Below are 15,282 nucleotides of genomic sequence, written 5' to 3'. Positions count from 1 at the left end.
CGCAGCGCATTTCAGAACCGGAAAGCTGCCTACAACTTTTTTATGATGACGGCACCGTCCGGCAGCTCACCACAGATGAAGAAGTTGGGACAGCGCGGACAAGCTCGCGCCTCTGTTTTCAACGGGAAATCGCCCGAGCGGACGCTCTGCACAATGCCCTGTACTTTCTGGCGTCGGGTCTCAAGCTTCTTTGCCGAGATCGACATCGGCTCTGTCGTCTCGCTGGTCAAATAGGTCACTTCAACCTGCGTCTGCCCGCCGTAGGCTTGCACGGCAGCGAGATAGAGAATTGTATATTCGATATCGTCAAAAGCCTTCGATCGCGGCTTGCCGGTCTTGACACGCCCCACCACAACCTGTCCTTGGTCACCTCGGGCCACGCTATCCGGCTTGACGAGGATATCGCCCTCGATCCAACCCAGCGAAAGCGGCGCGACCGGGGAGCGGATTCCATTGCTTCGGGTCTCAATAAGATAGTCGACTAGGCGGCGACCGATGCGGCGGTAGTCTTCTGCATAGCCATGATCCGCCGCGCCCTTGGCTTGCCACGCTTCTTCGAAGCGAAAACTAAGCTCAGATTCGCTTGGGGTTGTCGTCTCGTGAACGGTTTTTAGCCAATCGAACACGTCGCTGACTACGTTATGCATCTTCATGAAAGCTGTTTCTGTGCGGCGTCCGCCGAGCTTGAGCACATGCGTGTACAGAAACCGGCGAGGGCATCGCTCGAACAGGTTAACTTGGTTCTCGGTCCAGACCGGCTTCTCCTCCCAAGTAATTCCGACCGTAGTTGCCGGTCTCGCAGTTCCGTTCCGCTGTGCCGGATTGGCGGGACGGACAAGCAGATGATTGATCGCAGGAATAAATTTTGAAGGGTTGCGTACCTTGCCATCGGACTGAACTGAGGATGCATAGAGAAAAAGCCGATCTCGGGCACGTGACAGTGCGACAAAGAATAGGCATTCTTCTTCCTCATCATGTCCTGCCCTGATCGCTTCCAGTCCGGTTAATCCCTGGGAACCGTGAATCAATCCATCCGGCGGCACGCAGCGTGGTGCCATGTTGTTGCGCGGCAAACCGGAGGTCACCATGCCGGGGATATGCACGATGTCGAATTCGAGACCTTTGCAGCCATGGATGGTCATTAGACGCACCGCATCAATGCCTTCTGCAACTCCCGGCAGTTGTCGAAGGCCGCGATCTTCTGACAGCAAAACAAGACGGCGAATGCGATCTAGCAGACGCACACTGGGAATGCCCGCTCCCGATGGCTGGTGGCGGCAGAAGTTGAGGAACTGCCACAGCGCAAGACCCTTCATTCGGCTTTGCGGGTCGCGCGCCAGATACAGAGTCTTCGCCAATCCAAGCTGGTCAATCACCCACGTGGCCAAGATCGTCCAAGGAGTGCCCATCGGGTTCAATCCGGTAAAAAGGGCGGCTACGCGCGACAACGCAGTCTGGCTTTCTGTCGCAAGACTCGGTAGCTTCGCGCCGGCCTGCCTCCAGTCGAGGGCAGCAGCTTTGCTTTCCCTGAGATGTCCGATGATTTGCGTGACCTCTTGCAACGGCATCTCGTACGTCGGCATCGTAACGGCCCTCACCAGTCCGACTGCATGCGGGTCCGTCAACATCGAAAGTAAGGCAAGCAGATTTTTAATCTCCGGACGCTCAAAGAGGCTGCCTAAGTGCAGCACCGGAATGCCTCTGGCCTCCAGGCCTTCGGCGATGTCACTCAAGCGGGCATTGGATGCACAAAGTAGCGCCTGCCTGCGATATGGAATTCCTGCCTCCTGCTGCGCTTGAATCACGGCCGCAACTGCAGAAATCTCATCCTCGGTTGATCTGACTACCCGAAATTCCGGCCTGGCATTCAAGACACCGCGATCAGCCGTCAGTTGCAGCGGCAAGGCACCCGCCGACGCCTTCATCGTGCTGGAGAACGCTGTAAAAACCTCGATGACCTCTCGCCCCGAGCGATAGTTGACTCCCAATTGACGCAACTGCGCGCCGGGAAAATCAACGGCGAACTGCGCCATGTTGGTGGCCGATGCCCCACGAAACCGATAGATGGACTGGCGCGCATCGCCCACAACCCAAAGATTCCGGCCATCACCCACGATGGCTTTCAGCAATCGCACCGAGGCGCGATTGACATCCTGATACTCATCGACAAGAACATGATGGTGCCGAGCCTTTAGCGCCGCTCTCACCTCGGTATCGGTTTCAACCAGACGCACCGGTAGCGCAACCAGATCACCGAAATCGATCAAGTGCCCTGCTGCCAGTAGCCGTTCATAAGTTTCGAACAGCAGCGCGACCTCCAGACACTTTTCCGCGCGTATGGTCGCTTCTTCATCATAACCGGCGTTGTCTGCCATGGCCTGCGCCAACGTTCGATATCCAGCCGCATCGATGACCTCGTCCTTAGCGCGCGATATCGCATGGAGCATGTCACTGAGATCGAGTGCCGGGTCCCACAGGTTGCGATAGTGACGAAGCGGAAGTCGTGGCAGCTCATCTTCGAGCAGCTCGATCGCTTCCGACCGGTCGACTAGGCGCGGATCCGGCGGCAGTCCCAATTTGTCATGAAAGCGGCGAACAATATCCAAACCGAAAGCGTGGAACGTGCCGATCCACATCGCTGCGGCAGCCGTGGGGCTGCTCGCAGCCAGTCGCTCACTCAGTTCATTAGCTGCTCTATTGGAGAAGGTGAGGACAAGGATGGACATGGGGTCCACACCTTCGGCTAGTAAACTCTCGATACGACGCACAAGCGTTCGCGTTTTGCCAGTGCCAGGCCCAGCTTGCAATTGGAACGCACTATTGCGATGTTCGGCCGCAGCAATCTGAGTTGGATCGGGAGTCAACGTCGCGGCAGGAACCACTGATGATTCGATCGAGGAATCCTCAGGCAGCAACAGCGCATCCAGAAGCTGTTGCTGAACCACCTGCAGCGGTACACCGAGGCGTGTGGCAATGTCCGTCGAAGAACGACCATTGCTCACATGAAGATGTCGGACCAACGAACGTGGCAGGAGGAATTCACGGGCAAAGAGGTCCATCCGGATTTCCCGCCGCTCCCGCGCGCCATAGTCAAGTACCTTTTCAATGCCGACCGGCGCATCCTGGACAGAGCGATCCGGTTCAACTTGCTCTGTCACAATGTCCTGCGTGCCACCCTCCAAGACAACATGCCCGAGCTCATGGGCAATGAGAAAAGCGCGGTCAAATTCGGACCCCTTGTCTTCATACAGAATGATCCCGGCCTGACTATCGAAGGCCGCCCGCCCGCCTTTCAGTTGGGAGTCACCGGACGGCAAGGCATACACATCCAACTCTCTTCGAATCGCTTCCCGTCGGACAAAATCAAGCAATCTCCACGGATCATCACCTGCTGCGACCGCCGCTCGGTGAATGCGCTCTGCTTCTCGGCGAGCGGCCTCGGTCGCGTCCATGACCTAGTCCTGTAGTGCCTTGAGGGCGTCCAGCTGGGTCGGCGCGAGTTGAGACGTCTCAATAGCCTCCGTAAAAGAAATCTGTTCGGTGACCGCCGGCTTCACAGTTGATCGGAAACTGTGGCCGGAAACAATTGCTGGCGGACTTTGCAGATAGTCCGTAACCACTTCTGCAGTCGCGCCCAATTCGGTTGCGAGCCTATGAACAAAGCGTCTCGGTATCGTTGCTGCGACAATAGCCCGATCACGTAGACGTATTAGCAGCAGATTGGTGATATCGAGTTTTTTTGCGAGCGACCTGAAAGCGGTTGGGTTGAGTGTGGCAAACGGGTTTGTGACCAACACGTTGCCGGGCTGATCAACAGCCGTTTGAAACCGCTGCCAAGCCCGATCGACCGCACCTTCAGAGGTAACTACAGCATCGTCATTGCGCGTTGCATCAACCATCAATTCAATCGAGTAGGTAACGAGTGCCTTCGCATGCTCTGGATACTCAATTAGGTATTGCTCCAACGTCTCGCGGTCATGCGTCGGTTCGACGGAAAAGGCCAGAAGAATCTCTTCCTCACTGTGCTTTTCAGCAGTCATTGTGCATCTCCTCTTGAAGAATGGCCTTGAGCGCCTTGCAGGCACGATCACGGCGGTTGCGAACCGTCCTTTCGTCGCACTGTAGAATGCGTGCAATGCTCATAATGTTTTTATCCTTAGAATCAATCTGAAAACCTTGCAGTAGTAGCCCGATGACTTGCTTTTGATCATCTGGCAGACAGTCAATCGCTGCAGTTAGCGCCAACCGGAAAGCAGGATCGTCAAGTTTTTCGGGATCGCTACTTAGAAAGTCGGCAGCAGCAGCCTCCACCTCGGCTGAAATCTCCAAGCCATCGTCTTCATCCGTGCCCAAAGACACCGTGTCCACCACCGTCGGGCCAATCTGGCGCAGAGCGGAGGTGCGAGAAGCCGAAAACGCTTTGTCGAAGCGGATTTCATAGAAGTCCAGCAGACCAGTTCGCCCTTTGCAGTCTTTGGCGATTCGTTCCGCGAATCGACCCATGATCTCTTCCCGGATGCCTCGGGCACCGACCATGCGTGAATCAGAGATAGCTGAGCACAACGACTGCTCAATCCGTTTCATAAGAATGCAGAATATTTCTTTAAAATCTCCCTGCATTCCGTTTGCCCAAGCTCTTCGCAGAAAGTAAATCAGTGCCTCCGACGGCACATAATCAATGCTCTTTGTGGACAGCGTCGCGAATTGTCGGAGCCGCTCTGCGACCTCAACCATCTCCAGCTTCTTGAGCCACGCTTCAATCTCGGGAGGACGCTCATACAAGGTACCGTCCTTTTTTTTCCGTTTAAGGGGTTCCGGCATTCGTTGCCTCCGCTATAGGTAGCTCAATCGATTGAGGGGTCAACATCGCTCTACCGAATGCGGATCGGCAGCGACACTTGCGGCTGGATTGGCACCAGCGTCTTCGCGTAAGCGCGCAGAATCTCGTTGTAGAGATCCGCATGCTTGGGGGCTTCGACGGTGATGATTAGCGCGTAGCGGATCTTTTCGGCACCGGTGGCTCGACCGCCTGCTTCGCGCGCGTTGTAATGGATGTCGAACACCGGATTCTTGAGACTGCTGCCACGCATGTTCTTAGCACTGTGCAAGACGGTTTCCCATTTGCCCATGTCGGAGCGCCGCTCTTCCTCGGTCGCGTACTTTTTCATGTCGAAGAAGCTTTTGGTGTCGGCGTTGGCTTTGCCATCCTTGATCTTCTCGTCGCTGGGACGGAATACAACTTCTAGGCCAGCACGCGTGTACGCCGCTGCGTCCTGTGGATCGGTCGGCGAGGCGTAGCAGAAAGTCGCCTTGAGACGGATGCTGCCATTCAGGCCGCCCGCTGGCAGTGGCAATGAGGCGCGCAGGTATTTGCCAGGCTTTAACTCGCCCTGATAGACAATGCGCGCCACGCCCTCCGGACAAGTGATGATGCTCATCAAGTCCTCGGGCACCTTGCCCCAACCCACTTCAAGTTTGTCGTGCTTCGCGATGTCTGCGGCGTGAACCAGCAGTGCCTTGATCGCCAGCGGCGACAGTTCCGCGCCTAGGATGGATCGAATACCGACAGCACTGCGTAGCAGGTACGGGGAGGCGAAACTGGTGCCCAACTGAGGCGCAAGCACAGCCTTCTTACCCGGCGACAACACGTGGAAATAGTTACCGGCATTACCGCCGAACGCCATCAGGTCCGGCTTGACAACACCAGGGCTTCGGCCGGGACCGACCGCGCTATATGGCGCGCGTGCCCAGCTCGCCTCGGTATTGTTGGCGGCACCTACTGCCAATGCGTTGACACAGTCCGAAGGCACTTGCACGCGAGCATTGCCGGATGCGCGGTCCATCTGACCGTTGTTGCCGATGGCAACGGTCATCAAGGTGTCACCGTCGCTCAGCAGGTCGTCAATGACCGACGTCCAGGCGTGTACATCGGTATCCTCGATCGGCAAGTCTGGTCCGAGACTAAGGTTGATAAACTGGTACTGCCGCGAGAGCAGAACCTGTTCGACAAAGCCCAAGGTCCGGTACAACTCCAGCGGATCTTCCTTATCGGCGTCCCTGTCGAGTACGCGCAAATGATCGACATAAGCAAAGGGACGGGCCGCAGTGCCGTTTGGCTGGATGGGACCGAAAAGGAATGCGGAGCTGACGGCAAGGCCATGTTCTATGCCTGCTGGATCGTCCTGCGCATCTTCGTCGAGAACGCGGTACGAGCGCAGCCACGGGCCGATTGCGTGCTGTTTGGGCAAGCCGCCATCAAGGATGGCAACCTTGGGCTCCGACGACAGCGGCTGCTCAGTCGGCAGATTGCAGCCCACCGACACTTCGCCGGTGCGTTGTACAGGCCGCATGCCACGCAGCTTGGGCACCGGGCGGATGACGCGCACGAACACGAATTCGGCAAGCCGTTCGATGTGGTCATGCTTGCCTTCGACCGGCACGAACCACAAGTTGCTCGCTGTGAAGCCAAGGTCGCTGTAAACCTTGACGCCGACCTCCTTGGCGTATTTCACGAAGGACTGCTGGACGAAGAGGCGGCTCTCATCAGGTAGCAAATGGACACCCACCTCGAAGAAACGATCCTTGGTGCTGCCATAGTCGGCAACGCGCTCATGGGGTGTGAAAGCGGAGAACTGCTCGATGTGTGCCAGGTCCAGCGCCTCATCGGATTCGGGCTCGATTTGTTGAGTCCAGTCATTGAGGTGGCGAAACGCTTGCCGCTTACCGGCGACGAATAATTCGGTCGTCGTGCATTCCTGTGGCGCTCCCTTCTTGGTCCAGCCGCCTGGTGTTACTTTCACGGTACGACTACCGACCGACTCCAGGCCGACGGTGCGCAGCATCGCCACTGGAAAGAACGACCGGGCGATGTAGCTGGGATTCATCGTCAGCCTTGCAACACCGAAATCGCCGGGGCAAGCATGCGCAGGTAAAGCGTCGAGTGCGGTGGCGGTCGCCAAGAACTGGGGCATTAGCCGCTGCGCGGCTTGCGCGAGGGTGTACACCTCGGTCTTGCCCGGCATGCGTTTGGGTCCCTTGATGTCGTGGGTCAGCAGTTCACCGCGTCCGATCAAAAAATTGGTTTGGCTCATGCGTCAGGCTTCCTTTTTGAAGATTTCTTGGCGGCAGGCGGTTGCTCGCTCGTGTACTTTCGGATGGTGTCGCGGCTTACCCCGGTGATGTCGGAGATCGTGTGCTGCGAAAGACGAGTCTGCTTAGCCAGCAACACCGCCAGATCAATACGCCCCTGACGCTCCAGGACGAGCGCGCGCGATTTGACGAATTCTTCGATCAGATCGGCGTCCGAGGCTGTACCTAATGCGACGGCACGCCGGAATCGTTGAAGATCCCGCTCAATGTCGCTAAATGATTCACCATTGAAGACGAAGGTCAGAATGTCAATCCAGCGCCCGAACAGCGCGTAGTCTTGACCCAGAAAGCGCTTGATCGCCTGTTTGACGGCCGGCATTTCTGGTGCCTTGAAATTGATCACCAAATCGAAGCGTCGCCACAACGCGGGATCGATCAGTTCTGCATGATTAGTGGCAGCCAGCAGCAAACTCGTGGCAGGCCACTCATCGACTTCCTGCAGGATGACGGTGACCAGTCGCTTCAACTCGCCGATATCGGCGTCGTCGCTGCGGCGCTTGGCGATGGCGTCGACCTCATCCAGGAGCAATACACAAGGGCCACGTTTCGAGAAATCAAGTGCTGTACGCAGATTGCTTCCGCTGCGTCCGAGCAGGCTGCTCATCACAGCGGTCAGATCCAGTACATACAGCGGCACACCCAATTGCGAGGCTAACCAACGCGCCGTGAGCGTTTTGCCGACACCTGGCGGTCCCACAAAAATGGCGGATCGTGTTGGGCTCAGGCCCATTGATGCCAACCGCTCCGTTTGACGACGCTCTTGAATCAGTTGACTCAAAGTTTCTTCGAGGTCAAGTGAGAGAAGGGGCTGCTCGCGACTGGGCTCGTCCTTGAAAACCTTCAGCAATGACAGTCTCGATTCGTCGTCGACCGGCAAGGTCTGCGTCGGCAGTGCGGGCTGCATGACCTTGCGCATGGGAGCGCTTGAGCGAGGCGTCTTCGCACGCAGATACAAATCCATCTGTTCAGCCAGTTCTGGATCGGTATTGCGGTACTTGCGCACGAGCCGAGCCACGAACAGTCGCACGTCCTCTGTTTGCTCGGCGAGCGCCAGCCTGATTAACTGGGCTAAATCAGATTGAACTTCATTCATTTCGTCCAACATGTTTTCAATTTATTGATTCTAATTTTGTTTTTAGTTTTTAAAAACGGAATATATGTATTTTCTCACGTTTTTACTGAGATGTGAAGAACGACGTGTGTGATGTCAAGAGGGGTGCAACGGTTGTGGTCAATGCTGCAAGTCAAAGAATACTGACTGTGGTTAAGAAATCATTTAGCACTCTATGGCGTTTCCAGTGCCAAATTTGCCCCTGGATATGAGTTTCCAGAGGTTTAAAATGGGCGAAGTAGGTTTGTTTCATAAATGGTCTTTGTTCGGAAAACTAAGACCAGATTATTGATCCGTCAATCGCACCAACCTCGGCCAACGGTCATGTATCCAGGCATATTCAGGTGGTGTGTCGATAGTCACCACATAAACCCGAGTTTCTTTGTCTCTTTCTGCCAATAATCCCTGAATTACCATCCGCTTATCCAGCTCTATCCAGTGGGATTGATTGTCATGGTCTTTTTCCATGAACTGGTCAGCGGAAATTTACCGGTGGCTTCATCCTTGCGCCTACCCCACGCCATCCAAGTAACTCTGCCATCTCGCAAACGCACCGGCAACCGCGCACTCGGTTGCGGGAAATATATCTTTTCACCCTGATATTCAATTCCGCCGCACATAATAAGTCGGCCATTACGTGTTACGTGAACGTGAAATTGTTTGTCTAGTCATTGTGATTAACCGTTGACTATCTTCATGCTCAAAGGACGGTGCCATACGCTTGATTTCATCGCTGCGTAATTGATGGCGTTTTGCGGTCAGCTGCCAATTACCCAGACTTTTCCCGATCTTTTTTAATGCAAGATCGGTTACTGATTGATTTAATGCAAAGTAGTCTGCCAGCTCCCGACAAGTATCTAATGATGGCTTAACGCTTTGGTTAAACGCCAGTTGATGCACTCGTTGGGTAAAAGGCTGGGTTGTTGGGTTTAAATCATAAGCAGGTGCCAGCCGCCATCCCTGGGAAACACGCAAAAAACCATGATTACGGAGATGATCATCAATATTGCCGGTCATGGCGTTGAATGTCATGCGCCGCCATAATTCCAGGCGATCCTGTCCTGGTTGTGCAGATTCACGATTAATGGCATCGGCAATTTCCAGATAGCTCGCACCCTCCTTGGTATCTTCATTGCGTCCTAATAGCGTCATGGCGGACATAAAAGGGGTACGCAGTGTTTTCTCACGGTCAAATCGCTTGACCAGTAGAACAGGTGAATCACTCTTTGCATTTAAAACCCTGAATGCTGTTACCTCAATTCCGGCTTGTTGTGCAAGATCCAGCATAACGGCTTCCCATAAACTGACTCGTTCGGTATCGTTCTGTGAAGAAAACTTGGCAATCCACAGTTCACCGGCGTCTTCAATCGCCGCTTTAGGTCGCGCTCCGCCAAGTGATGAACCAGGCTGCGCAAGCATGGCAAGATCAGCTGCGGTCTCAGTACCGCTCTCAAAATGTCTGGCTGCGGTTTCAAGTTGTCGCATATGAATCAGCTTTGGGATATTTGTATGTTCTGCAAGAAACACGTCCGGCATATGACTGTGACTTAAGCGAAGTCCACCCATGCGCATGTAATCACTAACACCCAACATATAGTCACTGTCACTTAAAAAAATACCAGTTGTGCGTGTCTGAATCAGTCTGCCCCAACGATCTGGTGAAATATCCTGGAAAGCACCCCATAAGCGGTTGTTCAAATACGGCATATCAACCAGTAAAGGGAGTTCCGGGTCAATGGCAAAGCGATTGGGGTGTTTGATCCAGGAGCGTTCATAGATAAAGCGGTAATTTTCCCTGCCACGGCTTTTATGAATTTCCAGGTGACCAATGCGATGCAATTGTCCTTGCCAATCTAATGAGACAAGCAGGTGCGTATCACTCATTTAGAGACCCTGACCCGTTTGGGTAGTTTTTCATCCATCAGATCCAGACCGAGAGTATCATGGGTACGATCCATCAGCATTTCGAGTTCATCGGCTTTGCCAAGGATGTATAACGCCATCGCGTAATTGCCCATACTGGTATTAGGCTCACCGCGTTCAATTTTTGCAACCGTAACCCGTGTGACGCCCATGCGCTCAGCCATCAATTGCACAGTAATTCCCCGGCGCTTTCTTGCGTCACGAATGTCACCACCGAGTTTCTTCAGGACTTGTTCAATACGAAATGATCTGACAGACATAATGAATACTATAGCACACATGCAATGATATAAAGATCATTATAGTATACTATAGATATCAAATACCGAATAATTGTCAGCGTGTACGACTTCTGCGTTTGCTCAATCCGCCATCTTCCTTCACAAAGGTTCTGGGTTTCCTAAAAATGGCGCTTATTTCACCAGATATCGATGCAAATAACCCTTCTTCCCGCAATGAACGATAATCAGAGCCCTCTACGGTTAGCACATCTTTTAGTATGCCAACTTCACAGGCTTTGGATAATACCGGGTGCCTATAATCATTGGCATTCGTGATGGCAAATACCGTATTGACGCCGGAATTGCGTGCAAAATTTTGTAGCCGCGCCAGCAGCAGATTTTGAGGACGATTCAGTACAGATAGAGGTAATTCACTTAACGACAATACAAAACCATTTGCACTGATGCCTATCAAGTTAAAAAACTGGTCTCGCTTTTTTAAAGCATGGCCTATCTTTGCCAGATCCTCCGGTGAGGCTATTTTCTCCAGGAGCAGTTCATGACTTTTATAATGATTATTCTGATAACCTCCTGCCTGATTACCCATCCAATCCACAAAATCGACATGACCGTCTTTATCAATGACACTGTATTGACTGGTGTTGATAACGACATGGCCTTTGAAACTCGGAACAGTTGATGCAAGAATTTCCGTGAGTCTGACATCCTGACTCGATGGCGTAGCATTACCCGATGGATGGTTATGCAATAACCAATAACCATCTGCTTTAACATGACGTTTAGTCTTTTCTACCAAAACACCCAGATCATGTTTGTCATGCCCAATCTTTTCCAGATAGACTGCGCCCGGTAATCTGGAACTCACAGCCGTATGATGAACGATGCGATTCATACGGGTATAGAAGATTCTCAGTGTTTCATAACGCGGATCGCGTAATATTTGCGCCATTATTGCCAGATCATGGCCTGACTTGATGCGCTGATTCAGGAAAGTGGTTCCTCCTTTTTCTTTGAAGTCTTTTGGGAAATCACAACCCAGTAAGGTGCCACCTGCCCATCGAGCATGAGATTCGAGCCGTTCTGTATAGGCGCCTCTTCCTGCTTCCTTTTGCTTTTCGGTAGTACCGGGACGAGTCTCAATTTTTTCATAAAGATCACCTTCATCAGAATTGGATGGGGTTCCTGGAATCTTCAGCCTATTATCGCGCATCTTGTAGCCTCCTTAAAAGATTACCTGGTCAATACTCGTTTTTGCTTGATTTCCTGCTGCTTAGGTTCAATAGGGACTTGTAACTTCAATAAGCTGTCCTGTTTAGCCTGCTGAGATATTTTTTCAACAACCGATCCAACCTGACGTTTAACCGCCTCAATACCTAGCGCGCTTTTATTGGCCAGATCATTAAAATCATTTAATTTCTTTGAGGCCTGCTCACCTGGCGCAAAAACCGGAAATACCGCTACACCATTTACCAATGCCGCTGCTTCCAGCGCTTTTTCCTTGCCGGGGTTTTTGCCAAGGGTGGATTCCAGGTGATGATCATCGTCACCTGCGATGACGATTGGCTTGTGCGGGTATTTATGATGTAAATCCTTAGCTACTTTGGATAAGTTACCCGAATCAAAAGCGGCTATGACAGGATAGTCCAGCGCTTGGGATAGCGTGTCTGCGGTGGCATAACCTTCAGCAATTACAATGGCAGGTAATTTGTTAATTGCTGCATCCAATCGCTGACCTGCATTACCCGCCACATGAAAGTTATTCTCTTTCTTGCTACCCGCTGCAAAAAGCTTTGCACCACTGGGTTGTATCGTTTGTACACCCCATATTTTTTCATGAACATCTTGTGCGGCCAGCAACAAATCACCGGCTGTCAGTACAATACTGTTTGGATTTTTTTCTCGTAGTGCTTTGACTTCCTGCCAGTTTTGACCAATTTTGATGATTGAGTCACGGGGTAAATCATCCGCATTCTGCGGCACGATTCTCAAATCGCCTGGCCGGGCATGCTTCTCTTTCAAATAAGGATGCTCAGCATCGGCAACTGGTGCGATAGTCAGCAATTGTTGAATTGCATCAGCAACCTTATTTTGCTGTGCCTGTTGTTCAGCTTTTCTGTTTTGCTGCTTGATAGCGGCCTGTGCGATCAGTTCTGCTTTCTGCTCATCCGTTAACGAATACCCCTTGGCTTTCCAACGGGTCTCAATACCGGTTCGATTGTTCTTGAAATACCCGGCAGGATGCCCATCCAGATGCGCCACATAAAACCCCGATTTCTCACCGGACTTGTCGCTTTCAACTTTAATTCTGTGTTTGCTGCCATCCATCACCGGATGATTGCCATCAACCAGACAACTATTTGCGCGCAGCAATTCAGCAAATTCCACGTGAGGATCTATCGCAGGTTCCTGTTGATTGGCAACATTCTCCGGTAGCCAACGCTGTAATGTTTGAATATCTGCTTCTGACCCTACGTACCAGGCACGGGTCTTTTTATCCCAACGAGCGCCAGCGGCCTTTGCCAAATCTTTTTCCGTATAAGGAACAATCAAATATTGACGAGCATTGTCATCGCTTTGCTCGGTCTTGGCTCCTGATATCGATACTTCAGTGCTAATTGGATCATTTCGAATGCGGTTTTCATGGATGTGGGCAAGCTTAACGGCCTTTTCATACTCATTTTGTTCTGCGGCGACATCAATGAGTGCGAGCAGATCCGTTAAATCTTGCGCTTCTTGCTTGGATTCACAGTCTTTCACCCATTGGAAAGTTTGATCATCACGCTGCGTATACACGCCCCAGAATTGTGGCTCCGTGTTTATTGAATCAGCGGATACTATAGACTCAATACCATTTTCATCGATTCGAATCGCATTACCCTGAATCTGCATCTGTCCATTCCAGTCAGCCGGGATTCTAAAACTCAGTTTGTCTTCTGCTACCTCTTCAAACTCCAGGTTATCAATACCGCCGCCTCTCAAAAACTTGAGTGCATCAGCAACCAGAATGATGGCATCCTGATCCTTTTTTGGCATAGCCTGTGTCAGATCATTAAACCGTTTGATATTGTGGGATGCGATAGTTGCCAGATCAGGCGAGAGATTCTGCAAATAAGTGGCGGTGTTTTGCTTGATTTGATCCATCTTGATTGCCTCCTGCGTATCAATTCTCTGTGCAATTTCCTGTTGTTGTGACAATGCCAGTACATAATCCTGGATTTTTTCCGCATCAGCAGCGGCACGAAATATTTCTGTCGGATCTTCCTGTAGCGCTTTGATCCATGAACTCACATAAGCCACATGCTGCCCCGGATCATGCCCAATACCCAGTTCACCGCTGAGTAGCATGCTGGCAATCTCGGCACGCAATTCTTCTTTGGCGTAGCCTTCGCTTCCGAATGGATGCGCAAGATCACGGTTTAAGCGCAATTCATGGCCAGTCCAGTGGCCCAGTTCATGCAGTGCTGTTGCGTAGTAACGATCGGGTGTCGGAAACTGGTGTTTGTGTGGCAAGTGGATACTGTCAGTTGATGACCGGTAAAATGCGCGATCAGCTTCGCCATGACGGATCACGGCATTGGATGCTTGTAATATGTGCTCAGCCCGCTCCAGCGGATCCCAATCAGGAGCTTTAATGTCAAGTTCTGGCAGATTATCCATCTGCTGCGCATTAAATACGGCGGCATAAAACACCCTGGGGCGCTCTAGTCTCACCTGTTCTTTAATAGGATTGCCTTCACTATTGAGTACAGGATTATTGTTGTCATCGGTTTTGATGCGTTCATCGGTAAATTTCCAGTATTGCACGAGTGTGCTTTTTTCACCTTTGCGCACCTGTGCGCCAATGTTTATTGCCTGCTTATACGTCAACCAACGCGAATCCGTATACGCACGGCTCATCAGATTCAGGCTATTAATTCCCCGGTAGCGTTTGCCGGTTGTTGGATTGACAGGTAATGCAGCCAGCAGATCACCGGGTTTCCAAGGTTTTTGCCAGGGTGCAACACCTTTTTTGAGTTGCTCAATCAGATTCTCGGCGACTTGTTCATGAAAAGCCTTCTTAGCCTCTTTCATCGTCAACCTCCTCTACATAATCAATCGTGCTATCCAGTGCATCCTGTTCGGTTAAGGCATCTTCCTTGAATGCGCCCAGCCTTTCTGCCTCCAAGGGATCAAATTCAGCTTGGAAGCCCGGTATTTCTGCATCAAGTTGCTTTTCCTGTATCACCTGCTCTTGAATGTCAGGATTGTTTGTTTCAGCATCAATCGGTGGTCTATGCATGGCTTTGACTCCTATTAATTTTTGATTAATGACTCCAGGTAAAAACTGGACGAACAACTTGCTTAATCTGATCACGCGCAATCAATCCGAAATAGCGCGCATCAAAGGATTGGGGGTTCACATCGGATAGCAGTAGGTATTCAGAATCATCCAGCACAGTTTGAAGCCGATATTGCGGCAATGGTTGATCCTCAGCATCGGCTGTTAGCTGGGCGCTATTCGGCAAATGTTCACCATTCACATAGATGCCAGCCTGAGCGATCAAAACTCGATCTCCGGATTGTGCAAGCACACGTTTGAGCAACAAACCATAGCCACCAGGGCAATTACCTTGATTGATGTAGGATCTATCCTTAGCCATATCAAAAACCTCAATTTGCGGTGGACAGAAAGCGACATAAGCGCCGTTTACAATCGGTTCATCAACGACTTTGTAAAAACCCACTGGCAAGCTGGGTGTGGTATTGATATAAATCCCGCTGATCCGTGCACCAATACTCAGTACAAATAGGCTAGCGCTCATGGTCAGAATCAAAACAATCAGGATTTTGATGGGTTTTTTCATGAAGTTGATTCTC

The 15,282-nt window shown here is 51.7% G+C and carries 12 protein-coding genes; all 12 read right to left on the bottom strand.

The genetic code is table 11. From position 1 onward, the window contains the following. Positions 1 to 29: 29 nt before the first annotated feature. On the bottom strand, positions 30 to 3,452 hold the full coding sequence (locus C8R34_RS09770; protein ID WP_107786277.1) for a UvrD-helicase domain-containing protein: 3,423 nt from the start codon (positions 3,450 to 3,452) through the stop codon (positions 30 to 32). A gap of 3 nt (positions 3,453 to 3,455) precedes the next feature. Continuing rightward, positions 3,456 to 4,040 (bottom strand): hypothetical protein, encoded by a 585-nt coding sequence (locus C8R34_RS09765; protein ID WP_107786276.1) that lies wholly within the window; start codon positions 4,038 to 4,040, stop codon positions 3,456 to 3,458. Then, on the bottom strand, positions 4,030 to 4,821 hold the full coding sequence (locus C8R34_RS09760) for an RNA polymerase sigma factor (RefSeq protein WP_110340263.1): 792 nt from the start codon (positions 4,819 to 4,821) through the stop codon (positions 4,030 to 4,032). The genes C8R34_RS09765 and C8R34_RS09760 overlap by 11 nt, the downstream gene beginning before the upstream one ends. Positions 4,822 to 4,871: 50 nt before the next feature. After that, a complete protein-coding gene (locus C8R34_RS09755; protein WP_110340261.1) occupies positions 4,872 to 7,091 on the bottom strand; it encodes a S8 family peptidase in 2,220 nt (739 codons plus the stop codon). Next, positions 7,088 to 8,242 (bottom strand): AAA family ATPase, encoded by a 1,155-nt coding sequence (locus tag C8R34_RS09750; protein WP_207896474.1) that lies wholly within the window; start codon positions 8,240 to 8,242, stop codon positions 7,088 to 7,090. The genes C8R34_RS09755 and C8R34_RS09750 overlap by 4 nt, the downstream gene beginning before the upstream one ends. Before the next feature lie 303 nt (positions 8,243 to 8,545). After that, on the bottom strand, positions 8,546 to 8,728 hold the full coding sequence (locus C8R34_RS17035; protein ID WP_258195646.1) for a hypothetical protein: 183 nt from the start codon (positions 8,726 to 8,728) through the stop codon (positions 8,546 to 8,548). A 165-nt stretch (positions 8,729 to 8,893) separates the two neighbouring features. Beyond that, positions 8,894 to 10,144: a type II toxin-antitoxin system HipA family toxin gene (locus C8R34_RS09740; protein WP_110340259.1), complete on the bottom strand. Its 1,251-nt coding sequence runs from the start codon at positions 10,142 to 10,144 to the stop codon at positions 8,894 to 8,896. After that, positions 10,141 to 10,443, bottom strand: a complete 303-nt coding sequence (locus C8R34_RS09735) for a helix-turn-helix transcriptional regulator (protein WP_110340257.1) — start codon at positions 10,441 to 10,443, stop codon at positions 10,141 to 10,143. The genes C8R34_RS09740 and C8R34_RS09735 overlap by 4 nt, the downstream gene beginning before the upstream one ends. 76 nt (positions 10,444 to 10,519) lie before the next feature. Continuing rightward, the gene (locus tag C8R34_RS09730) at positions 10,520 to 11,635 is read right to left on the bottom strand and encodes a JAB domain-containing protein (protein ID WP_110340255.1); all 1,116 of its coding nucleotides are present in this window, start codon (positions 11,633 to 11,635) and stop codon (positions 10,520 to 10,522) included. Between the two features lie 20 nt (positions 11,636 to 11,655). Continuing rightward, positions 11,656 to 14,496, bottom strand: coding sequence for a zincin-like metallopeptidase domain-containing protein (locus C8R34_RS09725; protein WP_110340252.1), 2,841 nt, complete (start codon positions 14,494 to 14,496; stop codon positions 11,656 to 11,658). Then, positions 14,483 to 14,704 (bottom strand): conjugal transfer protein TraD, encoded by a 222-nt coding sequence (locus C8R34_RS09720; protein ID WP_107786268.1) that lies wholly within the window; start codon positions 14,702 to 14,704, stop codon positions 14,483 to 14,485. Before C8R34_RS09720 ends, C8R34_RS09725 begins: the two co-directional genes overlap by 14 nt. Positions 14,705 to 14,729: 25 nt before the next feature. After that, positions 14,730 to 15,269: a conjugative transfer signal peptidase TraF gene (gene traF, locus C8R34_RS09715; RefSeq protein WP_107786267.1), complete on the bottom strand. Its 540-nt coding sequence runs from the start codon at positions 15,267 to 15,269 to the stop codon at positions 14,730 to 14,732. Between the last annotated feature and the right edge of the window lie 13 nt (positions 15,270 to 15,282).

It is taken from the genome of Nitrosomonas sp. Nm84 (assembly GCF_003201565.1).
GTDB lineage: Bacteria > Pseudomonadota > Gammaproteobacteria > Burkholderiales > Nitrosomonadaceae > Nitrosomonas.
Note: the sequence above shows the minus strand (reverse complement) of the source record. Positions and strands in the feature narration are given on the sequence as shown.

Bases quoted from the DNA above. Each gene is read 5' to 3' on its own strand.
- C8R34_RS09770 (WP_107786277.1), bottom strand. From the start codon at position 3,452: ATGGACGCGACCGAGGCCGCTCGCCGAGAAGCAGAGCGCATTCACCGA.
- C8R34_RS09765 (WP_107786276.1), bottom strand. From the start codon at position 4,040: ATGACTGCTGAAAAGCACAGTGAGGAAGAGATTCTTCTGGCCTTTTCC.
- C8R34_RS09760 (WP_110340263.1), bottom strand. From the start codon at position 4,821: ATGCCGGAACCCCTTAAACGGAAAAAAAAGGACGGTACCTTGTATGAG.
- C8R34_RS09755 (WP_110340261.1), bottom strand. From the start codon at position 7,091: ATGAGCCAAACCAATTTTTTGATCGGACGCGGTGAACTGCTGACCCAC.
- C8R34_RS09750 (WP_207896474.1), bottom strand. From the start codon at position 8,242: ATGAATGAAGTTCAATCTGATTTAGCCCAGTTAATCAGGCTGGCGCTC.
- C8R34_RS17035 (WP_258195646.1), bottom strand. From the start codon at position 8,728: ATGGAAAAAGACCATGACAATCAATCCCACTGGATAGAGCTGGATAAG.
- C8R34_RS09740 (WP_110340259.1), bottom strand. From the start codon at position 10,144: ATGAGTGATACGCACCTGCTTGTCTCATTAGATTGGCAAGGACAATTG.
- C8R34_RS09735 (WP_110340257.1), bottom strand. From the start codon at position 10,443: ATGTCTGTCAGATCATTTCGTATTGAACAAGTCCTGAAGAAACTCGGT.
- C8R34_RS09730 (WP_110340255.1), bottom strand. From the start codon at position 11,635: ATGCGCGATAATAGGCTGAAGATTCCAGGAACCCCATCCAATTCTGAT.
- C8R34_RS09725 (WP_110340252.1), bottom strand. From the start codon at position 14,496: ATGAAAGAGGCTAAGAAGGCTTTTCATGAACAAGTCGCCGAGAATCTG.
- C8R34_RS09720 (WP_107786268.1), bottom strand. From the start codon at position 14,704: ATGCATAGACCACCGATTGATGCTGAAACAAACAATCCTGACATTCAA.
- traF (WP_107786267.1), bottom strand. From the start codon at position 15,269: ATGAAAAAACCCATCAAAATCCTGATTGTTTTGATTCTGACCATGAGC.